We start from the raw sequence: 21,521 nt of genomic DNA, 5'->3' as shown, positions 1-21,521 counted from the left end.
GATTCATTCGCTTGTCGCCTTGACTTCCTGCGCGGCGTCGCGTCCGAAGAAAAGACCGGGCACCGTGCGCAGGATGGCGGGCAGCATCAACAGGGTGACGATGGCGGAGAGCGCCATGATGCTGGCCAGGAAGATGCCCACCGTGATGTAGGGGACCAATGCGGCGGTCAGCAGCGGCAGAAAGCCCAGGGAGATCACCACGGCATTGCGGGTGATGGCTCGAGCGGGTTCGCCGAAGACATACTCCATGGCCTGCTGCCAGCTTCCCGTTTCATTGAAGGCGCCGCGCATGCGCTGAATGAAGTGGATGGCAAAGTCCACGGAGAGGCCCAAACTGAGCGAGGACAGCACCGCCACCGGCATGTCGTAGGATTTGCCGATCAGGCCCATGACCCCGTAGATCAGCGCAATGGTCAGGGTGAGGGGCAAGACGGCCAGGATGCCGAACAGCAGGGAGCGGAACAGGGCAATCATCATCAACAGCACGATGGCGAAGGCCGAGAGCAGGGCCAGCAGCATCCCCTCCACCATCTCGCCCTGCCAGACCAGATTGACGTAGGTGGATCCGCCCCAGCTCAGGTCCACACCCTCCGGGAGAGGGTTGTCGGTGGTGTAGTGCGCAACGGCGTCCACCACGCGCTGCATGTCCTGATTGTCCCCGCTGGGCAGTTGCAGCCAGATACTGGCCGAGCGGTAGTCCTGGCTGACGAAGTGCCAGAGATCATGGGGGCGATGGGAGCCCTGGAAACTCAGGATCGACTGGGCCACGCCCGCCGGTGAATCCGGGATGCGGTAGTCCTCGGGCTCACCGCTGACCAGCTCCCGGTTGATGGTCTTGACCAGATCGGCGAGGGAATTGGATTTGCCCACATGGCCTTCCTGCTCCAGCCAGCTCTGCAGGCCGGCCATGTAGCGCAGTGCCTCCGGGGTCTGGAAATAGAGGGCTTCGCTGCGAACGGCCTCGGCCGCCTCCAGAATGGCTTCCCAATATTCAGCTTCTTCCATGGATACCTCGAAGAGCAGGTCATCCAGGGCAAACATGAGGTTGTCGAGCATCACACCCGGATCATCGGCGGCGGACTCTTCCAACAGGTCCTGCCACTGCTGATCGAGCTCAAAGCCTTCTTCGCGCGCCTCGGTCAAGAGGGGGTTAACCCGATCCTGAAGGGAACGCTCCAGGTCACCCGCTTCACCCTGTTCCAGCACGATGTAGGCCTCGTAGGTGCCGGCGAAATGCTCGTTGAGGACCGCATCCGCCACGCGAATCCGATGGTCCTGCTTGAACCAGCGCGTGGGGTTGTCGTTGATCTGGATCTGGGTAATGCCGAACACGGCGATCGCCAGCAAGGTCACGAAACTCACCAGCAGGGACTTGCTGTAGCGGGTGGCGAAACGGCCGGTGGCGGACATGAATTCACACAGTTTGCAGTCCGCGCCCTTGCCCTCGCTCTCATGTTTCTTGACCCGCGCCACCATGCGGTCCACCGCGGACTGGGGCAGGGCAGCGATGAAGGCCGGCAGGAAGGTGAGTGTCAGGGCCATGGCGAAGAGCACGCCCACGGCGACAAAGGCACCGAAGACCTGGACCGGCGGGATCGGTGTCAGGGTGAGGGACGCGAAACCCACGGTGGTGGTCAGGGCGGTGAAGATCACCGGCTTGTAGAGGCTCTGGATGACTTCTTCCATCACCGCCCGGGTGTCATCACCGGCGCGGCAGCGATCGGTAAAGCCTGACAGCACATGGATGGAGGCCACTACTGCGATAGGCATGAGGAAGATGGGGATCATGGAGCTCATGATGTGCACGGTGTAACCCATGCCGATCAGCAGCCCCATGATGGAGATCACCGTGGCCATGGCCAGCAGCATGGGCGCCACCACCAGTGGCACACTGCGGAAGAAGTAGAGCATGATCAGAAAGATCAGGACCCCGGCCAGGGGCGCGGAAATGGCCATCTGCTGGAACATCTCCACGCCGAAGGTATCCTGCGCCACCGGTTGGCCGGTGATGTGGAATTCATCACCACTGTCCAGGCGGTCAATGATGGCCTGAATCTCGGTGGAGATGCGGTGGCTTTCATTCTTGTCCACGATGGGGACATAAATCCCCGCCGCCTTGCCGTCCTCCGAGACCAGCGTGCCGTAGAACATCGGCAGGCGTTCCACTGCCTGGCGGATAGCGTCGGCCTCGCCCTGGGTTTCGGGCGGGCGGTCCATCATCCAGTCGAAACTGATGGTGCCGGGGCTTACCTGTTCCACGTTGTCGACGGTGGCCAGGGACAGCATGTCGCGGCTGATTACCCCGTCAATATTTTCTATGCCCTCGGATAGCTGGAAGAGGGCAGAGAGAGATGTCGGGTTGAACACCCCCTCGGGGTGCTCCGAATTCACCACGCCCACCACGATCATGTCGTAGAGATCGAACAGTTCCTTGATGCGGTTGTGCTCGACCCGATCGGGCTGCTCGGCGGACAGCATGTTCTCCGGATCTGTATCGATGGTGATACGCGGGATCATCAGTCCCATGACCAGGGCGATGAGCGCGGTCAGGGCGAAGACCCACCAGCGGTATTGCATGCTGTAGCGAGCAATGAGGCGTCCCATGTTCGTATCTCCAGTATGTGCTCAATTAGAAGATGCTAATAAATATAGTGTCAATTCACGCTGCCGTCAAGGCATGGGGCTTATCTGGTCAAAGCAATCTGCGGCCACATCCACCCCCTGCGCTGGGCCTGGCGCTGCCGGGGCGGGGCCCGGCAGCGGGAAGTCCCTGTCTCAGTCTCCGCCCAGTGATCGTGGCGGGTGATGACCACAATCATCGGCAGGCGCCTTGGCTGGCCGCGGCCCGTCAGTCGTGCCCGCTGTTCCCGCCCGGCGCCTTGCCCAGCAGATTGAGTGGGACCTTGAGATAGCTGACATCGTTGTCTTCCGCTGGCGGCAGCTTGCCGGCACGCATGTTGACCTGCACCGAGGGGATGATCAGGCGTGGCATGGGCAGGCCGGCATCCCGTTCCTGACGCATCTTCACGTACTCTTCGCGGGCCACACCCCGGCCGGCGTGGATGTTCCGCTCCCGTTGCTCGGCCACGGTGGTCTCATGTTTGATCTCGCGACCGCCAGGGCCGTAGTCGTGGCACATGAACATGCGGGTCTCGGGGGGCAGGGAGAGCAGTTTCTGCATTGAGTCAAAAAGCATCCCGGCATCACCACCGGGAAAATCCGCCCGGGCACTGCCGGCGTCCGGCATGAACAGGGTGTCACCCACGAAGACCGCATCCCCGATCAGGAAGCTGTTGCTGTCGGAGGTATGCCCCGGCGTATGCATGACTTCTATGCTCAGGCCACCTGTTTCCAGCACTTCACCGTCCTTGAGCAGGTGATCAAACTCTGCCCCGCGGGGCTGGTATTCATTGGGCAGATTGAACACCTTGGAGAAACGATCCTGGACCGCCTGGATCCCTTCACCGATGGCCACCCTGGCGCCCAGTTCCCTGGCCAGGTAGGGGGCGGCAGAGAGGTGGTCGGCATGGGCGTGGGTCTCGAGGATCCATTCCACCGACAACTGATTGTCGCGAACAAAATCGAGAATGCGGTCGGCGGTTTCGGTCCAGGTGCGGGCCGCCTTGTAGTCGAAATCCAGAACCGGATCGATGATGACGGCGCCTGACCCTGTCGGGGGCCGCACAACATAGGAAAAGGTATTGGTGTCTTCGTGGAAGAAGCTCGTGACTTCGGGTTTCATGATCGTCTCCGAATTAAAGATTAGTTAAATCTAATATATAGCCGGTATCGACCTGGGTCAAGGGATTCGAAAGGCAATAGGGCGGTTACTCCGCTTGGTCAGCAGCGGTGCCTGACCGGGGGGTACTGCGGGGCGGCCCCGGTGGTGAGGCTGGTGCGGGGAAGGGGACGAGTGGTGGGCCATGCGGTGCCCGGTCGTTCCGGCACCGCATGGCCCGTTGGATCAGTCAGCGGCGGGTCAGAGGCCGCCCTGGTCGTGGACTTCATCCGCCTGGGCCTTGCCGGGCTTGTCGCCACGGCCCTTTTTCAGGTCCTTGCGCTTGTCGATGGCGGCGCGCAGCCGCTTTTCAGCCGTCTTGAAGGTCCGGGACAGGGCCTGGTGGGCATCCTCGGACTTCTTGTCGGCCTCATCCTGAGTGTGATGGACCACGACCTCCTGGCCCGGTACGCGCATGTCGATGCGCACCTCATAGAGGTTCCCGGCCCCCTTGGTGTAATGGGCGGCCTCAATGAACACGCGGCAGGACTGCAATTGGGGGCACACACCTTCCAGTTTTTCCGCCAGTTCCCTGGTGCGTTCCTCCAGGGCATCGGAATGGTCCATATTGTTGAAATGAACCTCGAGGGGCAGTTGCATGAAGCCTCCTTCTCTCACTGTGGGTAGGCGGGCGGTGGCGGCAAGGCCGACTCGATCACCCGTCACTACACAATGGGGGGTACGGCCGCCGAGTTCAAGCTGCCTTTCCCGGTCGCCGGTCTGCTAAAATGGACGCTTTTTCCGCTGGAGGAATGGCATGACGATTCGGACCCGCTTTGCGCCCAGCCCCACCGGCTATCTGCACATCGGTGGCGCCCGCACGGCGCTGTTCTGCTGGCTCTACGCCCGCAAGCATCAGGGCAAGTTCGTGCTCCGGATTGAGGACACGGATCGCGAGCGTTCCACACCCGAGTCCGTGCAGGCCATTCTCGATGGCATAGAGTGGATGGGGCTTGATTACGATGAGGGCCCCTTCTACCAGACACAACGCTTTGATCGTTATCGGGAGCTGATTCAGAAGCTGCTTGATGAGGGCAAGGCCTACCGCTGCTATTGCACCCGTGAGGAACTGGATGAGATGCGGGAGGCTCAGCGGGCGCGCAAGGAAAAGCCACGTTACGACGGCCGCTGCCGTGACCGGAGTGACGCCCGTGAAGGGGTGGAGCCGGTGATCCGTTTTCGTAATCCCCAGGATGGGGCGGTGGTCTTCGATGACCGGGTTCGCGGTCATGTGAGCTTCAACAACAGTGAGCTGGATGATCTGATCATTGCCCGCTCCGATGGCACGCCGACCTACAACTTCACCGTGGTGGTGGACGACATGGATATGCAGATTACCCATGTCATTCGTGGTGATGACCATCTCAATAACACCCCGCGGCAGATCAACATGATCCGGGCTCTGGGCGGCGAACCACCGGTTTATGCCCATGTGCCCATGATTCTCGGCTCCGATGGGGCCCGGCTGTCCAAGCGCCACGGGGCGGTGAGCGTGCTCCAGTACCGGGAGGAGGGCTATCTGCCCGACGCCCTGATCAATTATCTGGTCCGCCTGGGCTGGTCTCACGGAGACCAGGAAGTCTTCAGCCGGGAAGAGATGGTCGAGCTGTTCGATATCGATGAAGTCAATCGCTCGGCCTCTACCTTCAACCCGGAAAAGCTGCTTTGGCTCAACCAGCATTACATCAAGGAAAGCGAGCCGGGAGACGTCGCCAAGGCCCTGGCGCCGCTGCTTGAGGCCCGTGGCTGTGATCTGTCCGCGGGGCCATCCCTGGAACCCATCGTGGTCTCGCAGCAGGAGCGTGCCAAGACCCTGGTGGAAATGGCCGACAACAGTCTGTTTTTCTTCCGGGATTTTGATGAATTCGATGAAAAGGCAGCGAAGAAGAATCTGCGTCCGGTCGCCGAAGCGCCGCTTGAGGCTGTAAAGGCGGCCCTTTCGTCATTGGAGGACTGGCAGGCGGAGAAGATCCATGCCGTGGTCAATGCCGTGGCCGAGGAGCAGGAGCTCAAGCTTGGCAAGGTGGCGCAACCCATTCGAGTCGCAGTTTCTGGCGGGCCGGTATCGCCCCCCATCGACCAGACGCTTGCGCTGCTCGGTCGGGAAAAGACAGTGGAACGCATTGATCGGGCACTGGCTTACATACAGAGCAGAAAGGAATCTGCCGAGAGTGCTTGACAGGCGCGAGGCGCTCCTGCAAAATGCGCGCCTCGTTGGTTGAGCGCACGTCGCGGCGGGGCGCTCCAGCAAGAAACAAGGGGCCATAGCTCAGCTGGGAGAGCGCCTGCATGGCATGCAGGAGGTCGGCGGTTCGATCCCGCCTGGCTCCACCAAACAAGCTAGGCCAGCAGATCTGAAAAGTTTCTGCGTCCCCATCGTCTAGAGGCCTAGGACACCGCCCTTTCACGGCGGCGACCGGGGTTCGAATCCCCGTGGGGACGCCACTATAAAGAGCACCGACAGTGTCGGTGCTCTTTTTTTTGCTTCAACGGCAGGGCGGCAATTGTTCCAGGGGGTGGTCCAGAGTGTGGACCTGGATGCGACTCGCCCCCAGCTCATGCAGGTGGCGGATCCAGCGATTGCGTTGTTCAAGCGGGTCCGATTCAGGGTCTGGAATCAGCAGGTGAGCACGCCAGCCGGCGCCATGGCGTCCCCGACCCGGCTCATCCTCAATGGCTGGTGGTGGACCGGCGTTCGATGGTGACATGGCCAGATACAGGCAACGTGTCCCGGTCGGCGGGGCCAGCTTCCCAGCCAGACTGGAAAGCAGATAGCCCAGCTCCGAGTTGCTGCGGGCGTCAGCGCTCCTAACTTTGTCATGCAGGAGACGCAGCTCCCGTGTCGCGGTGAGAGGGCGGTCGGATAGCCGCGTGATCAGGTAAGGTACGTCAGACTCCTCGGTGTCCCATGGTGCAATCAGCAACTGATCGCCGGGATTCTGGTCCAGCAGGAAGCGACGCTGGAGGGCGTCGAGCCGGTCGGCATGCCTATGGCTGGGCAGGCTCTCATGGTCCACGGCCAGCGCGCGGGTTATTACTTCCTCCTCACTGGCCGGAGCGCAAGCGCACAGGACCAGCCCCGCCAGTAGCAGCAATGAAAGGCGGGTCTTCATACCTCCTCGCCTCCCCCCAGGCCGGGTTCCCGGCGGCGAAAGCGGCGCTCCAGGCTGAGCGGGACGACGATGATCAGATCGTAGATATAAACCAGCAGGTGGCCGGCACTGGAGATCAACCGGGCCAGTAGCCTTGTCAGCGTGGCCAGGGTGCCAATCAGGAAGGCGGCGGAAAGCAGCAGGGCGACCCGAGCGGTCTGAAAGAAGGACTCCAGGGCCGGGACCAGGGCAATAAAGGCGAAGGGAAGGATGAAGCCCATCACCATCTGAGCCATGGCCGGGACAATGCGAAGGTCCGGGCTGCCGGTCGCGATCCCCTGTTCCAGTTCACGGCGTAGCCATTCGGACTCCAGGGCAATAGTGTCGCGGGTAAAAGCCAGCCCGGCTTCGGTCAATGCCAGCAGGATCAGGGCAACGCTTGCTATGCCCAGGAGTACGCGACGGGACAGGGCCGACATGCGGCTGATCGGCAGCAGCAGGCGCGTGATTCGCGCGGTATCGGAGATCAGCAAGGCGAGACCCATCTGGGCAGCGGTTACGGCAATGGCCGTGAAAGGAGCCGCCTGGAAGGGGCCGATGTTCGCCTGTGTCCCGAACGCTTCCTGTAGCGGTGTTGCCAGCAGGTGATAGTTGACCAGTGTGATCATTGCGCCCACCAGAAGCAGAAAACCGCTGATGCCCAGGTTCAGTGCCAGCCAGGCCCTGAATCGACTGGTCTGGGTGTTTCGCTGAGCCTGGAGGGTCTCGAAGCGTCGGATGCGGCGGTTTGTGGCTACCAGTCGTTCATCAAGATTGGCCAGGCGCTTCTCCAGGCCTTCCAGACTGTCTCGGGCCTGCTGCCAGACCGGCTGGAGCCTGCCCAGGTGGTGTTGGGCCTGACGGGAATGCCGATCATGCTGGCCGGTAAGTTGCTGGCAACTTTTCTCCACGCTCACTCGCAAGGCATCCAGCGTATCCCGGAGGCTGGAGTCGGCCTTGTCCTGAACCGCGGTGATCTTTTCTACCAGCTCTCCCCAGGCGGCGGGAGGTTCCGGCAGGGCGGGGCCCGCCTCGTAATCCCGCTCCAATTGAGCAATGTTGCCTTCGATGGCCTCCTTGAGGGCCGGCGCTTCCTTCAGGGCGCCGTGAACATGGTTTCGCAAATGCTCCAGCTCCCGGCTGGTGAGTCGGCGCTGGTGTTCACCCACCAACTGATACAGGGCACTCTGACCGCCCCGGCGTAACTGCGTCCCCCAGACCGCCATGGCTCGGTGGGCGACCCGCAAGGTGCTGGTCAGGGCCCGGGTCAGCCCCAGCAGGATTTCATGCGCCGTGCTGCGCGCCAGATACAGCAGCCCGATGGCGGCAACGACGAGAACGAGCAGGTCAATCCAGAAGTTGCCGCTGACCGGGAACCGATCATCCAGTGACATGTTATTCCCCGATTTGTCAGTTTTGTTCTGTGGGCGAAGGCCCGTCTCGCTTCAGTCTAGCAGGGCGCGTCGGCAATTTGCGGTTGCTGCATTTCAGGGTTTGGGTAAAATAGCCCGAAAATTTGAGGGTTGCCCGCTGCAAGGCCCTGTTCGGACAACGCCAGGAGCGTGTCCTTGTGCCTTTTGTCAGCTCAAGTTAACCGGTCATGCAGCCGATACCTTGATCATGACCTGTCAAGGGCATTAAGGCCCTGGGCGGGTGATATACTCTGACTTGCCTGCCACGCCTGCAACAGGCGGGGCGACGCATCCGGGGGGGGACTGCGGGCCGGTCTAAGCCTAAATCCATATCGTGAGGGGATGGATGGGCAGGCCCGATTGACCTGGATGGTGCCGCCTGAGCGGTACTTCGCCGCATCCGGAGGACCGGATTAATGAAGTGCAAACTGAAAGTTACCGATGTTTCCACCGGCATGTACGTAGCCGAGCTGGATCGACCCTGGCTGGAATCTCCCTTCCTGTTCCAGGGGTTTACCGTGGAATCCCGGCGTGAACTCGCCCAGCTACGCGAGAGCTGCCAGTTCGTCTATGTGGACATTGAGCGTTCGCGGCCGGACCTGCAGTCGAAAATTCAGCGAGCCGCTGTCCTCGACCGTGGCCGGGGTGGCTCAGTGCTCAGCGAAGAGGCGCCCGCCGAGCACCGCTTCAAGTCCATCAAGCGGGAATTGGCCCGGGCCCTGGATATTCGCCAGAAGACCAGTCAGTACCTGGAAGTGCTCATGGATGATGCCCGCATGGGCAAGCACGTCAGTATCCAGGGCGTGAGAACAGTCGTGACCGAGTTGCTGGATACGATCCTCAGCAATCCGGCGGCCTCCCTCTGGCTGATCCAGTTGCGGGACAAGGATGAGCACACCGCGCTCCATAGCATCAATACCGCTGTCATCAGCATGATCTTCGCGCGCCACGAAGGCCTGGGCCGCGATGACATCGAGGCCGTGGGCATGGGTGGATTGCTGCATGATATCGGCAAGGTCCGTGTCGCTCGCAGCATCATTCATAAGGACGGTCCGCTTGATGACGACGAGATGGCTATCATGCGTGCCCATCCGGAGCAGGGGTATCGCCTGCTGATGCAGTCCGGTGGGGTGCCGGATGCCGTATTGCGGATCGTACGCCAGCACCACGAGCGTCTCGATGGCAGCGGCTATCCAGATCGTCTGGTGGGCGAGCGCATAGATCCGCTGGCCCTGATGGTGGGGCTGGTGGACGTCTACGACGCCATGACCGGCGACTGGCCGAATTCGCCGCCGCTGTCGCCGCACAAGGCATTGGCCAAACTGCGCAAGGAGTGCGCGGAGCAGTTCGGTAATGAGCGCATTGAGCGCTTCATTCGTTGCATGGGCGTCTACCCCATCGGCACGGTGGTCAGCCTGAGCAACGGTGCGAGGGGCATGGTGGTGACCCAGAACCGCAGCAACCGGCTCAAGCCCGTGTTGATGATGCTGGAAGATCCGCGTGGCAATCCTTATCGCCGCCGGCCCCTGGTCAATCTGGCCGCAGAGGATCGTGGCGGGGTCAGTTGGGGCATTCAGAATGCCGTCGACCCTCATGAATTCGGGGATGATCGTCTGCGCTCCATCACCGCGGCCGAGTCCTTGATCTAGAAAACAGCCTCTCGGGCCTGCCAGGTTCCTGGCAGGCCCCGATTTTTTCTGGATTATGGTCACTTTTCCGAGAGGGGTGGGCAGTGTTTGCTCAATCCTCGGGATTCTCCGGCAAGTCTGGGCGGGAATGGATTGATCGCAGGTCCCCTACCTGCTACAACTACTCAGGAACTCTGACGCCCCCAGCCGGGGCAACCAGTCACCCAACTTAGCGAGCCAAGGGGGTTACGCAGTGGAACGATGCATCGGTCTCGACCTTGGTTACGGTTTCGTCAAAGTCTTTGACGGCCGTGACAGTCATTCCTTCCCGTCCGTGGTGGGCGAGGGCGGTTCCGGCACGCCCATGTCCCTCGGCTTTCGCAAGCCGCGGGTGACGGAAGACCTGCGCGTGACCGTCGGCGGGAAGTCCTATTTCCTCGGCGATCTGGCCATCCGTCATTCCCGGATTGCGCACCGTGGCCTGTCCGCCACGCGAACCGAAGGCAATGACATCAAGATCCTCTTCCTCGGTGCCCTCAGCCTGTACTGCACCGATCCCATGAACACTTTCTATGTGGTTACCGGCCTGCCGCCAGGGCGGATGCACATGGCGCACGAACTGGTGAACCTCATGCGGGGCGATCATCAAATCGTGCGCGAGATTGGCGGCAACCGCTTCGATTGCAATGTCCGCCTGGACAACATCGAAGTGGTCCCGCAGCCGGTGGGGACCTTCTGGTCCGAGGTTCTGGACGAGCAGGCTCGAATTCAGACGGATTCCCCGCTGATGAAGGGCCGTGTGGGTATCATCGATATCGGCTTCCGTACCAGTGACCTGTCCACCATTATCGACGGCGATTATGCGCCGGCCTTCACCCGCACCGTCCCCATCGGGATTTCCGTGGGCTACGATGGCATTTCCTCGGCCCTGGCGACCCAGTATGGCCTGGAGTGTGAAACCCACACGCTGGACGAGGCGGTGATCAATGGCAGTATCAATGTGTCCGGTCGCGAAGTGGACATCACCGGCCTGAGAGATCAGGTGTTTGGTGAAGTGGCCACCAAGCTGCTGGTGGAAATCCGCTCTCTCTGGCAGGTGGCCGGTTATGACCACGTCCTGCTTACCGGTGGCGGTGGCCAGGTACTGGAGAAATACCTCAAGGAGCATATTCCCCAGTTGCGTCTGGTGGACGAGCCGGTTTCCGCCAATGCCCGTGGTTACTATCGCTGGGCTTACCACAATGTCCAGGGCAACCAGACTGCTGGCGACATGGACAGTGGTAACCAGCAACGCACCGCCGACGCGGAAAACTGGTAAGCCGAAAGGTACATTTCAGTGCCTTGACGAAAACCCGGCCCAGGCCGGGTTTTCTTTTTTTCCCAAATATGTGACTCGGTTCACAGAACCTACCCCGACAGACTCGGCACAGTGGAATCTCCTGAACGCCAGCCATGGGGGAAATCATGCCGAGAATGTTGCCCAGTTCTTTAGTCGCCGCGAGCCTGTTGTCGCTCGCTTCCAGTCTCGTATGGGCCCAGGGGAGTGTTGCCTCCAGTAGCTTTCCCGGCGCCGATACAGCGCTTGAGGAAGTGGATTTTCGCAGTCATCGCGGTTTCAGCCTCGCCGAGGATGGTGGCTGGATGCAGCTCGACATGGATGTTGACGGTGTCCGGCCCGGCAAGGACAGTGGTAGCGCGGTACTGCTCAGTGAAGCAATCAGCGTCCCGCTGACCGATCCAAGGCCCTTCATTGCCGTTGCCCCGGTCATCCACGGCCATCGTCCGGCCCATGCCGGGGTCGTCGTCGAGCTGCGGGCCTCTTTGGATGGAGAACGCTGGGGCGAGTGGCAGGAAGCCAGTGATCACGGTCACGGCCCGGACACCGGGCCCGGTCTGGCGCAGAGGCTGAAAGTGGACCTGGGTGACCAGGTCATGCCCGGTGAGCTGGCCTTCTTCGATCCCGAGACTCGCTACCTTCAGTACCGGGTCAGCCTGTCCGCTGATTTTCTGGGGAATCGGCCACGGCTTGCGCGTCTCTCCCTGCATTTCATCAGCCCGGGCGAGACCACCGAATCCCTGGCAAGCAAGCCCTTGGCTGACGAGGGGCGTTTGCTGCCCCAGAGCGCGCAGCCGGGTTATGTGCCGCGTAGTAGCTGGGGCAATCTATCCAATACCGCCTGGCATCCGCTCGCCAACGTCAGCCAGCTTGTGGTGCATCACACGGTCTCCGCCAACAGCTCCAATGACTGGGCCGCGGTGGTTCGCAGTTTTTACAATTACCACGTCAACTCCCTGGGCTGGTCGGACATTGGCTATAACTGGCTGGTCGCCCCCGACGGTACCCTGTTCCAGGGCCGGGCACACCGCCCTGACGGCAATACCGATGTGGTGGGCGCCCATGTGGCCGGACACAACAGTTACACCATGGGCCTTGCCTATATCGGCACCTATACCAGTGTGAATCCTAGTGCGGCGGCGGTTGAGACTGGGGCACAGCTGCTTGCCTGGAAGGCCGCCCAGCACGGGATCAGCACTTCCCTGATTCGCGGGCACCGAGACTATGGCGCCACGGCCTGCCCCGGGGATAGCCTCTACGCCCGCCTGTTCGACACCCTCCGACCTCGTGTGCAGCAAATTCTGGACGGCGACAGTGGCGAGCCGGAGCCGGACTACGACGTTCTCTGGCATCGGGCGGCCGCAAAGAACGCCAACCCCTGGTATTTCGGCGACAATCGCCAGCGGGGACTCGCCGTCGCAGGGGACCGACTCTATGTGGTCAGCCGTCACTCCGAGACCTGGGGGCCCCATGTCATGATCCATCAGAGCGCGGATGGCGCAGGCGTGGATGGCGGTGGCGCCAGTCTGCTCACCGATGGCATTGCCGGCGGCACGCTGGTACTCAATGACATTGATGCCGACGATGATGGCGGGCTGTTCGCGGCCAACCTGACGGTGGATATGAGCGGCGATGCCTTTCGGGTCTATTACTGGCCGGATGATTCGGCGGTTCCGCTGACAGTGGTCAATTTCTCCGGCACTGCGCCCCATCGCGTCGGCGACCGGATCACGGTCACCGGCTCCATGGCCGCCGGTACGGCCACGATCTGGGCCCCTGCCAGCAACGCCCCGGTGATCTACCGTTGGCACCAGAACGGCGATGGCTTCAATCAGTGGCCCCAGGCCATTCACCTCTCCGATGGGGCGAGCGGTGCCGCTGCCGGCGTTGCGCCGCTGGCCAATGGGCGTTTCCTGTGGAACGCGGCGGGCGAGCACCTGCGCCTCTACGAAGGTGACGGCAGTCTCCTGGGGACGGTGCCGGGCGCCGTGGTGGCCAGGGACTCCAGTGGCGTTCGCGTCCTGGGGCGGGATGGCAATGACCTCTGGGCGGCGGTCTACCAGTTTGGCACCTCGAACGAGAATGCCCGCATCGTGCGGATTCCGCAGACCGATCCGTCGACAGCCGGCACCCTGGGGGTCAGCCCCTCACTGGCCCACCATGACAATCCCAATGCCACCGGTGATATCAGCATCCGGCGCAACGGCAATGGCAGTATCGATGTCTTCGTGCTTGCGACCAACAATGGGCTGGGTGCCTACCGCGTGGAGGATGTGGCTGCCGAGCCGGCTGGGCTGCAGGCGGCTCCCCGGCATCAGGGAGAGTCTGTCGGTCCCGTCAGGACTCGCCCGGTCTCTGTCTTGCCGGAGTCCTCGGGTGGGGACACGCCTGTGACCGATGAACTTGTTGAAGGCGGGGAGGGGCAACTGCGCTGAGTGTCTGCGCCTGCAATTCCGAAAAACGGCCGGCTCCGCCCGGAGCCGGCCCTGTTTTCAGGCAATGTCGCCCAGGGAAGTGTTGTTCTCCCGGCGCTCACCTTCGGTGATCGGAGATTCGTCTTCGGGCCGTGGCTTTTCCGCCTGGCTGCGGTAGTGAACCAGTTTCCAGTAGCCAAGGAAATTGGCGCGATGGATGCCCAGTTCTTCGTAGCCCGCCGGCCGGGGCAGCTCCGAGAGGTCCATGCTCGGTCGGAAGCCGAGAACCCGGGACAGGGGCGTCAGGCACCATTCCAGGCCTCGCAGGAGAGGATTGCTGGAGGCGAAATGGTTGATCACCATCAGGTCGCCGCCCGGCTTGCAGACCCGCGCCATCTCTGACATCAGGCGATCCGGATTGGGTACCACCGAGGCCACGTACATGGCAATGACAGCATCAAAGCTGTCGTCTTCGAAGCTGAGCTGCTCCGCGTCCATCTCCAGCAGCGCTTCCACGTGGTCAAGTGATTGCTCGTCAACGCGGCGGCGGGCAATGTCCAGCATGTCCGTGCTGATATCGATACCCACCACCCGGGTATCCGGCTGGTAGTGGGGCAGGGACAGGCCCGTGCCCACGCCAACCTCAAGGATCCGCTTGCCGCTCTGGGGATCAAGGCGCTTGATGGCCATATCCCTGCCCGGGGCGAAAACCGGCCCGAAAACCCGGTCATAGTAGCGGGCATAGCGCCTGTAGGCGGACTTGATTGATGGAATATCCATCCGGGCTAGACCTCAAAAGGCAAATGGGTGGATGGCGCCGGGCTTCTGCCCCGGCGCCGAGTTCAGCCCAAGCCTAGACGATCGGAACCCGTGGTCGCAAGCGTCGCCCTCAGTTGGAAAAGCGATCCCGGTCGTGAGGGTCGTCGAGATTGAGTACCGGGCCCCGCGGGACAATCCGGGTCGGGTTGATGTTGCCGTGGCTGTAGTAGTAGTGGCGCTTGATGTGGCGCAGGTTGACCGTCTCCGCCACCCCGGGGACCTGGTAGAGCTCACGGGTGTAGTTGAGCAGATTGGGATAATCCGCGATCCGGCGGAGATTGGTCTTGAAATGGCCCACATAGACCGGGTCGAAGCGCAACAGGGTGGTAAACAGCCGCCAGTCGGCTTCGGTGAGCGTATCGCCCACCAGATAGCGTTGCCGGGACAGCCGCTGCTCCAGCTCGTCCAGGGCCTGAAACAGCGCTTCGAAGGCCTCTTCATAGGCCGCCTGGCTGGTGGCGAAGCCGCAGCGATAGACCCCGTTGTTAACCTGGTGATAGACCATTTCATTGATGCTATCGATGTCTTCACGCAGTTCCTTCGGGTAGTAATCCGTGTCGACGTCGGTGAAGGCCTGAAATTCGCTGTTGAGCATGCGGATGATATCCGCTGACTCGTTGCTGACGATGGTTTCGCGCTTGCGGTCCCAGATCACGGGGACGGTGACCCGGCCGGTGTAATGGGCATCGGCACGGGTGTAGACCTGGTGGAGGAAGTTCGAACCGAACAGCGGGTCTGCCGTGCCATCGGCCTGGTCGCCGAATTCCCAGCCATTCTCCAGCATGTCCGGATCCACCGGCGATACGCTGATCACCTCTTCTAGCCGCTTGAGCTTGCGGAATATCAGGGTCCGGTGGGCCCAGGGGCAGGCATAGGAGAAATAGATGTGGTAACGGCCGGGCTCCGCCTCGAAACCGCCTTCACCGTTTGGGCCGGCGCTGCCATCTGCGGTGATCCAGTTGCGAAACTGGGCCGATTCCCGCACAAAGCGGCCACCGTGCTTTTCGGTGTCATACCATTGATCAACCCATTTGCCCTCAACTAGCAGTCCCATGGTGCATTTCCTTCGATTCAGAGATTTCAGGGCTGGCGCGACCGCAGGCCTAACGCCTGTCGGTCGCGCCGATTCAATGCTGGCTATTCAGTCGATCCCCAGTCGTTTACCAAGGCTCCAGTCGTGTGCACCGTGCAGGACGACGAGCAACAGGCCGCCGGTCATGGCCAGGTTCTTGAGTAGGTGGTTGGTCTCGTTGGCGTCCCCCAGGTCCAGGTGGAACAGGAAACCGGCGATCACCGTAAAGGCTGCCAATGCCGCCGCTACCCAGCGTACCTTGAGGCCGAGAATGAGGGCCAGCCCGCCGCCAAGCTCCAGAATGATGGTGGGAAGCAGGAGAATGCCCGGCACGCCCATGGATTCCATGTAGCCCTGGGTTGCGGCGTAGCCGAAGCCCAGGCCGAAGCCGTCACCGATCTTGCCCAGTCCGGCAATGACGAAGATAAGGCCAAGCAGGATCCGGCCGACGAGATCAATTGCATTGTCTTTCATGATTTGCCTCCTTGAACGTGTGCAGTCCGTGTAGCTCACGGCTGACTTTATTATGTATTGAGATTTTCGATTTAAAAGCGTAAAAGATGGATGCATTAGATCGAAAAATTCGATAAGGCGCTCAAGATGAAAAGTAACCTAGCCCAATGGCGGGCCTTGCAGGCGGTGGTTGACGAGGGGGGATTCGCGCGCGCGGCGGAAAAGCTCAATCGAAGCCAGTCATCGGTGAGCCATGCCGTGGCCCGTCTGGAGGAGAGCCTGGGGGTGCAACTGCTTCGCCAGGCCGGCCGGCGGGCCATATTGACGGAGGCGGGCACCATGCTGTTGCGCTCGGCCCGAAAGCTGCTCGCCGATGCCGGGGAGCTGGAGTCCCTGGCGGAGATTCTCGCCGAAGGTCAGGAAGCGGAACTGCATCTGGCAGTCGATGGCATTTTTCCATCCCCGTTGCTGTATCGTGCGCTGGGGCGATTTTCCCGCGAAGCGCCCGGCACCCGGGTGGAAGTCTTCGAGGAAGTCCTGGGTGGCGCCACGGAAGCGGTGGAGGCGGGGCAGGTGGATCTGGCGATAGCACCGTCCACACCGGCCGGCTATCTCGGCGAGCCCATCATGGATGTGGCCTTTGTCCCCGTGGCTCATCCCGATCATGCCCTTCACCGGCTCAAGCGGTCGCTTACCGGTGATGATCTGCGGCGCGATATTCAGGTGGTGATCCGTGATTCGGCCCGGCGATCGCGGCAGGATTCCGGCTGGCTGGGGGCACCGCGCCGCTGGACAGTGACCTCACTGCGGGCGGCAGCCGAACTGGTTGCGGCGGGAATTGGTTTTTCCTGGCTGCCCGAGCATCTGGCCGCCGAGGGCATGGAGAAGGGGGAACTCGCGCCACTGCACTTGCAGGACGGGGGCGGCAAACGCAGTCATCTCTACCTGATTCAGGCCCGCAGTACCGGCCCCGGCCCGGCCGCCCGACTGCTGGCCGACTGCCTGCGCCAGGCAGCGGCCGGCAGCCGGAGCCAGATCAGGCGGCCCGATCCAGATGCGTCTTGATTTGGTCCAGGCTCAGAGTGGAGATATCCTTGTTGATCTCCTGAGTTACCAGCGAGGCCGTCTGCTTGTCCAGACTGCGACGCAGATCACCCAGGAACCGTGGAGGGGCGGCGAGGATCAGTTTTTCGACCCCCGCTTCACGGGTCAGTTTGCCCAGTGTCTTGCCAAGCTCGTTGGCGAATGCCTTTTCCACTTGATGCGCTGCTTCGGCATGTTCACCCATCTGCGGTGAACCAACGCCTTTGCGATCATGGGTGTTGCCGTGTTTATCCGAGACCAGGTCCCGGCTTCGAAGTCGGCCCTCGGGGTTCACCAGGTCATGGATTTCCTCGAGTCCGCTGACATGGCCTTTGAAGTGGAGAATTCTGCCGCGGCTCGCATCGGCGACCACGACCCAGGTGAGAGGCATTTCAACCTTCATACACGCTGACTCCTTGTTTCTCGGCCCCGTTGCGGGGCGCCTGGGATTGGAGTGACAGAGTATTCACTCAGCATTGGGCAGTTCATTTCCCCTTTGCCCTGTTTCAATCTTGGGTGGGGTCGGGGTGCTTTTCAAGTCCATCTGTCACGGCCAGGCGGGATGCCATTCCAGGGGCGGTTCGTCGAGCTTGCCCAGTTGTTCTTGGAGCGACAGTACCTGGCGCTCCCAGAACCCGGTTTCGCCGAAGTCGGGAAAGGCGCGGGGGAAAGCGGGATCGGCCCATCGTTCCGCGATCCAGCCCAGAAAATGCAGGAGGCGAAGAGTGCGCAAGGCCTCGATGAGGCTCAACTCCCTCTGATCGAATTCCCGGAAGGCGGTGTAGCCGGCCAGCAACTGGGCCAGGCGGGCGGCCTGGTAGTCACGATCCCCCGACAGGTACATCCACAGGTCCTGGATTGCCGGGCCATTGCAGGCATCGTCCAGGTCCAGCAACCAGGGGCCGTCATCACGCCACAGCACATTGCCGGGATGGCAGTCGCCATGAATCCGCAAGGATCGCAATTCACCGGCCTCCTGGAAGCGCAATTGAATTCGATCGCTGATATGCCCGCTCAGGGCGGCCCAGGAAGCCATCAGATGATCCGGCATCAGGCCCACCTGCTCCACGCTGGCCAAGGCATGCTCGACCACTCGCCCGGGGTCGAATTCCCGCCGATGTCGAAACGGCTTGAGGGCGCCGATATTGTGCAGACGGGCAATCAAGCGGCCCATCTGGCGGAGGGCGGCATCATCATCCAGGGCCGGTGGGCGGCCGCCGATACTGGGGAATACCGCCAGGCGGTGGCCGCCGACCTGGATAAGTGACTGGCCGTTGGCCAATTCCAGTGGGGCCACCACCGGAAGCTCGGCTGCCGCCAGCTCGCGGGCAAATTCGTGCTCTTCGGCGATGGTCTCATCGGACCAGCGGCCCGGGCGGTAGAACTTGGCCACGATCAGCTCACCGCCTTCCAGGCCAAGCTGATAAACCCGGTTCTCATAGCTGTTGAGGGCGGTGATCCGTCCATCCGGCGTGAATCCGGCCGCTTCCAATGCGTCCAGGATCGCGCTGGGGGAGAGATCGGCATAGGCCTGCAGTGTCTGATCGGACATGCCGTTCCTTGATATCTAGAGTGAGCGACTGGGTGGCAGCAGGGCGCTGGCCAGGATCAGGCCGGTGCTGAGACCGGCCGCCACCAGGGCCACGGTAAAGCCGATCTGCACACCGCCCATGGCGTCCTGCTCCATCAGGGAGCTGAGCCCGCGGAAACTCAGACTGCCGGGGACCATCAGCATGATGCCCGGCACCTGGATCACCACTGCCGGTCGGTTGCGGTAGCGGGCGTAGAGGTTGCCCAGCAGGCCCACCAGCAGCGCCCCCACCAGTGCCCCCAGGCCGGGATTGAGCCAGTCGGAGACCCGGCCACCCACCTCCACGGCGAGGATGCCGGCCAGCATGATCCAGCCCAGTTTCCCCGGCTCGGCATTGAACAGAACGGTAAAGCCGATGGCGGCGGAAAGGATGGCCAGCCAGTGGGTCCAGGCCGGCAGGGCCAGACTGATCTCCTGGGGCCAGGGGCCGGTCATGAGCTGGCTCAGCTGGCTTCCCAGGGCCACGCCGAAACCGACGATGACCAGCGCCACCACGGCGCCGGCCATGCGCGAACTGCCGGCGACCAGATGGCCACTGGCCAGCTCCCGGGTTGCCAGGGTCAGCCCCAACCCGGGCATGAGCACGATCAGCCCGGCAATCAGCGCCAGATACACCGAGAACTCCGGCCAGATGAAGACCGCCGAGCCGCAGATCAGGGCAGACAGGAAGCCGGCCAGTGCCGGATAGAGGCGGGCCAGATTGGCCGAGCCGGACATCAGCAGCCCCAGGCCGCCGGTGAAAAAGCCCAGCAGGAAAGCCACGCCCAGCTCGATGACGCCGCCGCCAAAGAGGATGGCGATAGAGGCTGAAAACAGGGCCGGCGCCAACAGGCGAATGAGCAGGGGATAGACCGCCGGCGCCTCCATGATCTCGCGGACCTCGCGGATGGCGGCAACCGGACTCATGATGCCCCGGGACAGGGCCTCGATGACGTCATGAATCCGCGAGAGCTTGGCCAGATGGATCTCGGATTCGTCCACCCGGGCCATGAAACTGCGCTGTCGGCTGCCTCGGCCCAGGGCGGCAATGAAGGCCGTCGGGGTGCAGTAGAACTGGCCCTGCAAGCCCAGGCGTTGGGCCACCACCTTCATGGTGTCCTCAAGGCGATAGGCCGGTGCTCCCAGGCGCAGCAGGGCGCGGCCAATCTCCAGCACCAGTTCGGCGCGGCCCCGGCCTTCCCGGGTGCTGACGATTTCCGGGCGCTCGGTGCTGCTCATGGCCTTTTCTCCTCGTCGCTGAGCACCAGACCGGAGGGATAGTCCAGATGGACGCGGGCCACGCGGCGGCCATAAAGCTCGGCCTGGCCGGGGTGTCGATCAGTGCCATCGGTACTGAATTCGAAGCGGTAGCGGCGCTTGAAGCGCAGCCCCCGGTTGCCAAGCATCGGCCAGAAGGCGGCAATGGATACGGTCTGGTCCAGAAACTGAACGCCGGTGGACTTGCAGGTGCGGCGGGCCGCTTCAATGGCCAGTTCCCGGGCCGCCAGACTGTCTCGCCAGAACCAGGCGATCACACCAAACAGCACCAGCACCATAATATGCGAGGGTTGCAACACGTTTCCGCTTCCTATTCGTCAATCTCAACACGATTGCGGCCGGCGGCCTTGGCGCGGTAGAGCGCCTGATCCGCCCGCTTGATGACCGCCGCCGGCGTCTCCCCTCGGCGGGGCATGGCCAGACCAAAGCTTGCCGTGATCTTGATGCCGCGGCCACCCCCCTTGCCGCGTTGCTTGCGACGACGCTGGCTGGTCCGGAGCCGGAAGGGGCGCTCGGCAAGCGCCCGCCGCTGCTCCTCCAGAAAGTCTTTCAGCCGAGCGAGGGGGCGGCGCCGGAAAACCAGGGTGAATTCCTCGCCACCGTAACGATAGGCGCGGGCACCGCGAGTGCCCGCCAGGGTTTCCGCGACCCGGCGCAAGACCTGGTCCCCCGCATCATGGCCGTGGCGGTCGTTGAATCGCTTGAAGTGGTCCACGTCGACCATGCCCACTGGCCGTGGCCCGGCCCGCAAGCGAAGCTCCAGGGCGCGGCGGTTGGGGAGCCCGGTGAGCTCGTCCCGAAAGGCAAGATGCCAGGCGTGCAGCAACAGGCCCGCCCAAAGCAGCAACAGCATGGGGGCGATGGCCAGTCGCAATGGCGGCTCCGTCCCCAGCGCTCCCGTCAGAGGCAACAAGCAGAGCGAGGCAGCCAGCAGGCCAGCCCGCAGGGGATCCGGTCGCCAGCCTTGCAGTACCGTCACGGCCAGCGCACACAGCAGCACGGCGACTGCCGAGCGTGTCAGGGCCAGGCTGCGGCCAGCCAGCTCGAACTCGGCCAGGGGGCGGGCAACCAGCATGGGCAGGGCAATATCGCGCAGCATCAGGCCCAGCATGAGCACGGCCAGGCCAGCGGCCAGCCACAGTATGGGGCCGGTCGGCCCGCGCTCCGGGAGCACGGCGGCGCCAGCCAGCACCAGGGCGGTGATCAGCACGGCGAGTGCCTGGTGGCCGGCCGATCGGGCGAGCAGGTCGGTGTCGCCCAGCATTGGCAGGCCGATCACTGCCGCCAGGGCCAGCACATGCCGCCACTGCCCGAACAGGGCGGCCAGGGCCATGCCGGCCAGGCCCAGGGCGGTCAGGGGCCAGCGCCAGACAGACAGCTCGGCGGCCGTCGCCTCCAGCGCCGGCAGATAGGCCAGAAACAGCAGGGGCGCGAGCAGGGCGGGCAGTAATCCCCAGAGAAAATGGCGTGTCAGCAAATGTCCCATCGGATGTCTTTTGGCGGCTTGACCGCCCATGGTAACGCAAACGTTTCGGTTGTTACCGAAT

General features: G+C 62.6%; 18 protein-coding genes and 2 tRNA genes. 7 read left to right on the top strand and 13 right to left on the bottom strand.

Going from position 1 to position 21,521, the window contains the following annotated elements; all coding sequences use genetic code 11:
- Positions 1–3 precede the first annotated feature (3 nt).
- The 3 genes from VCB98_RS07155 to VCB98_RS07145 form a co-directional block, all read right to left on the bottom strand.
- Complete coding sequence (locus VCB98_RS07155) at positions 4–2,604, bottom strand: efflux RND transporter permease subunit (protein WP_346051219.1); 2,601 nt, start codon at positions 2,602–2,604, stop codon at positions 4–6.
- A gap of 244 nt (positions 2,605–2,848) precedes the next feature.
- Positions 2,849–3,742, bottom strand: a complete 894-nt coding sequence (locus VCB98_RS07150; protein WP_346051218.1) for an MBL fold metallo-hydrolase — start codon at positions 3,740–3,742, stop codon at positions 2,849–2,851.
- 237 nt (positions 3,743–3,979) lie between these two features.
- On the bottom strand, positions 3,980–4,378 hold the full coding sequence (locus VCB98_RS07145; RefSeq protein WP_346051217.1) for an HPF/RaiA family ribosome-associated protein: 399 nt from the start codon (positions 4,376–4,378) through the stop codon (positions 3,980–3,982).
- Between the two features lie 157 nt (positions 4,379–4,535).
- On the opposite strand from VCB98_RS07145, the gene gltX reads away from it, so the two are divergent.
- The 3 genes from gltX to VCB98_RS07130 all read left to right on the top strand — a co-directional run bounded on the left by gltX (position 4,536) and on the right by VCB98_RS07130 (position 6,223).
- Positions 4,536–5,957, top strand: coding sequence for a glutamate--tRNA ligase (gene gltX / locus VCB98_RS07140; protein ID WP_346051216.1), 1,422 nt, complete (start codon positions 4,536–4,538; stop codon positions 5,955–5,957).
- Between the two features lie 79 nt (positions 5,958–6,036).
- Positions 6,037–6,112, top strand: a tRNA-Ala gene (locus tag VCB98_RS07135).
- 35 nt (positions 6,113–6,147) lie between these two features.
- Positions 6,148–6,223 (top strand) — tRNA-Glu (locus tag VCB98_RS07130).
- Positions 6,224–6,264: 41 nt separating this feature from the next.
- Here the strand turns inward: VCB98_RS07130 and VCB98_RS07125 are convergent.
- Together VCB98_RS07125 and VCB98_RS07120 are read right to left on the bottom strand one after the other, a co-directional pair.
- Entirely contained in the window at positions 6,265–6,891 is a 627-nt protein-coding gene (locus tag VCB98_RS07125; RefSeq protein ID WP_346051215.1) for a hypothetical protein, read from the bottom strand.
- On the bottom strand, positions 6,888–8,303 hold the full coding sequence (locus VCB98_RS07120; RefSeq protein ID WP_346051214.1) for a hypothetical protein: 1,416 nt from the start codon (positions 8,301–8,303) through the stop codon (positions 6,888–6,890). The genes VCB98_RS07125 and VCB98_RS07120 overlap by 4 nt, the downstream gene beginning before the upstream one ends.
- Positions 8,304–8,737: 434 nt before the next feature.
- On the opposite strand from VCB98_RS07120, the gene VCB98_RS07115 reads away from it, so the two are divergent.
- The 3 genes from VCB98_RS07115 (at position 8,738) to VCB98_RS07105 (ending at position 13,720) form a co-directional block, all read left to right on the top strand.
- Complete coding sequence (locus tag VCB98_RS07115; protein ID WP_346051213.1) at positions 8,738–9,970, top strand: HD-GYP domain-containing protein; 1,233 nt, start codon at positions 8,738–8,740, stop codon at positions 9,968–9,970.
- 232 nt (positions 9,971–10,202) lie between these two features.
- Complete coding sequence (locus VCB98_RS07110) at positions 10,203–11,267, top strand: ParM/StbA family protein (RefSeq protein ID WP_346051212.1); 1,065 nt, start codon at positions 10,203–10,205, stop codon at positions 11,265–11,267.
- Between the two features lie 146 nt (positions 11,268–11,413).
- Positions 11,414–13,720 carry an N-acetylmuramoyl-L-alanine amidase gene (locus VCB98_RS07105; RefSeq protein ID WP_346051211.1) on the top strand — a complete coding sequence of 769 codons (2,307 nt, stop codon included), beginning with the start codon at positions 11,414–11,416 and terminating at the stop codon, positions 13,718–13,720.
- Between the two features lie 57 nt (positions 13,721–13,777).
- On the opposite strand, the gene VCB98_RS07100 is transcribed toward VCB98_RS07105, so the two are convergent.
- From VCB98_RS07100 to VCB98_RS07090, 3 genes are all read right to left on the bottom strand, one after another.
- Complete coding sequence (locus tag VCB98_RS07100) at positions 13,778–14,479, bottom strand: class I SAM-dependent methyltransferase (RefSeq protein ID WP_346051210.1); 702 nt, start codon at positions 14,477–14,479, stop codon at positions 13,778–13,780.
- 109 nt (positions 14,480–14,588) lie between these two features.
- On the bottom strand, positions 14,589–15,572 hold the full coding sequence (locus VCB98_RS07095; RefSeq protein ID WP_346051209.1) for a glutathione S-transferase family protein: 984 nt from the start codon (positions 15,570–15,572) through the stop codon (positions 14,589–14,591).
- An 87-nt stretch (positions 15,573–15,659) separates the two neighbouring features.
- A complete protein-coding gene (locus tag VCB98_RS07090; RefSeq protein WP_346051208.1) occupies positions 15,660–16,064 on the bottom strand; it encodes a DoxX family protein in 405 nt (134 codons plus the stop codon).
- 126 nt (positions 16,065–16,190) lie between these two features.
- Between VCB98_RS07090 and VCB98_RS07085 the strand changes: the two genes are divergently transcribed.
- Positions 16,191–17,108: a LysR family transcriptional regulator gene (locus VCB98_RS07085; protein ID WP_346051207.1), complete on the top strand. Its 918-nt coding sequence runs from the start codon at positions 16,191–16,193 to the stop codon at positions 17,106–17,108.
- Here the strand turns inward: VCB98_RS07085 and VCB98_RS07080 are convergent.
- The 5 genes from VCB98_RS07080 to VCB98_RS07060 all read right to left on the bottom strand — a co-directional run bounded on the left by VCB98_RS07080 (position 17,080) and on the right by VCB98_RS07060 (position 21,460).
- Positions 17,080–17,529 carry a host attachment protein gene (locus VCB98_RS07080; RefSeq protein ID WP_346051206.1) on the bottom strand — a complete coding sequence of 150 codons (450 nt, stop codon included), beginning with the start codon at positions 17,527–17,529 and terminating at the stop codon, positions 17,080–17,082. The two genes, VCB98_RS07085 and VCB98_RS07080, sit on opposite strands and share 29 nt — an antisense overlap.
- Positions 17,530–17,673: 144 nt before the next feature.
- Entirely contained in the window at positions 17,674–18,678 is a 1,005-nt protein-coding gene (locus VCB98_RS07075; RefSeq protein WP_346051205.1) for a serine/threonine protein kinase, read from the bottom strand.
- Positions 18,679–18,693: 15 nt separating this feature from the next.
- Entirely contained in the window at positions 18,694–19,935 is a 1,242-nt protein-coding gene (locus VCB98_RS07070) for a threonine/serine exporter family protein (protein ID WP_346051204.1), read from the bottom strand.
- Positions 19,932–20,273 (bottom strand): DUF3301 domain-containing protein, encoded by a 342-nt coding sequence (locus VCB98_RS07065; protein WP_346051203.1) that lies wholly within the window; start codon positions 20,271–20,273, stop codon positions 19,932–19,934. Before VCB98_RS07065 ends, VCB98_RS07070 begins: the two co-directional genes overlap by 4 nt.
- Before the next feature lie 11 nt (positions 20,274–20,284).
- Positions 20,285–21,460 (bottom strand): GGDEF domain-containing protein, encoded by a 1,176-nt coding sequence (locus tag VCB98_RS07060; RefSeq protein ID WP_346051202.1) that lies wholly within the window; start codon positions 21,458–21,460, stop codon positions 20,285–20,287.
- Between the last annotated feature and the right edge of the window lie 61 nt (positions 21,461–21,521).

Origin of the sequence: Natronospira elongata, assembly GCF_034931365.1 — a bacterium.
GTDB lineage: Bacteria > Pseudomonadota > Gammaproteobacteria > Natronospirales > Natronospiraceae > Natronospira > Natronospira elongata.
The sequence above is the reverse complement of the archived record's forward strand: the minus strand, read 5'-3'. Positions and strand labels throughout refer to the sequence as shown.

Excerpts from the sequence above, each read along its gene's own strand:
- VCB98_RS07075 (WP_346051205.1), bottom strand. The coding sequence starts at position 18,678 with ATGTCCGATCAGACACTGCAGGCCTATGCCGATCTCTCCCCCAGCGCG.
- VCB98_RS07095 (WP_346051209.1), bottom strand. The coding sequence starts at position 15,572 with ATGGGACTGCTAGTTGAGGGCAAATGGGTTGATCAATGGTATGACACC.
- VCB98_RS07085 (WP_346051207.1), top strand. The coding sequence starts at position 16,191 with ATGAAAAGTAACCTAGCCCAATGGCGGGCCTTGCAGGCGGTGGTTGAC.
- VCB98_RS07155 (WP_346051219.1), bottom strand. The coding sequence starts at position 2,604 with ATGGGACGCCTCATTGCTCGCTACAGCATGCAATACCGCTGGTGGGTC.
- VCB98_RS07090 (WP_346051208.1), bottom strand. The coding sequence starts at position 16,064 with ATGAAAGACAATGCAATTGATCTCGTCGGCCGGATCCTGCTTGGCCTT.
- VCB98_RS07100 (WP_346051210.1), bottom strand. The coding sequence starts at position 14,479 with ATGGATATTCCATCAATCAAGTCCGCCTACAGGCGCTATGCCCGCTAC.
- VCB98_RS07150 (WP_346051218.1), bottom strand. The coding sequence starts at position 3,742 with ATGAAACCCGAAGTCACGAGCTTCTTCCACGAAGACACCAATACCTTT.
- VCB98_RS07145 (WP_346051217.1), bottom strand. The coding sequence starts at position 4,378 with ATGCAACTGCCCCTCGAGGTTCATTTCAACAATATGGACCATTCCGAT.
- VCB98_RS07125 (WP_346051215.1), bottom strand. The coding sequence starts at position 6,891 with ATGAAGACCCGCCTTTCATTGCTGCTACTGGCGGGGCTGGTCCTGTGC.
- VCB98_RS07060 (WP_346051202.1), bottom strand. The coding sequence starts at position 21,460 with ATGGGACATTTGCTGACACGCCATTTTCTCTGGGGATTACTGCCCGCC.
- VCB98_RS07115 (WP_346051213.1), top strand. The coding sequence starts at position 8,738 with ATGAAGTGCAAACTGAAAGTTACCGATGTTTCCACCGGCATGTACGTA.
- VCB98_RS07105 (WP_346051211.1), top strand. The coding sequence starts at position 11,414 with ATGCCGAGAATGTTGCCCAGTTCTTTAGTCGCCGCGAGCCTGTTGTCG.
- VCB98_RS07080 (WP_346051206.1), bottom strand. The coding sequence starts at position 17,529 with ATGAAGGTTGAAATGCCTCTCACCTGGGTCGTGGTCGCCGATGCGAGC.
- VCB98_RS07120 (WP_346051214.1), bottom strand. The coding sequence starts at position 8,303 with ATGTCACTGGATGATCGGTTCCCGGTCAGCGGCAACTTCTGGATTGAC.
- gltX (WP_346051216.1), top strand. The coding sequence starts at position 4,536 with ATGACGATTCGGACCCGCTTTGCGCCCAGCCCCACCGGCTATCTGCAC.
- VCB98_RS07070 (WP_346051204.1), bottom strand. The coding sequence starts at position 19,935 with ATGAGCAGCACCGAGCGCCCGGAAATCGTCAGCACCCGGGAAGGCCGG.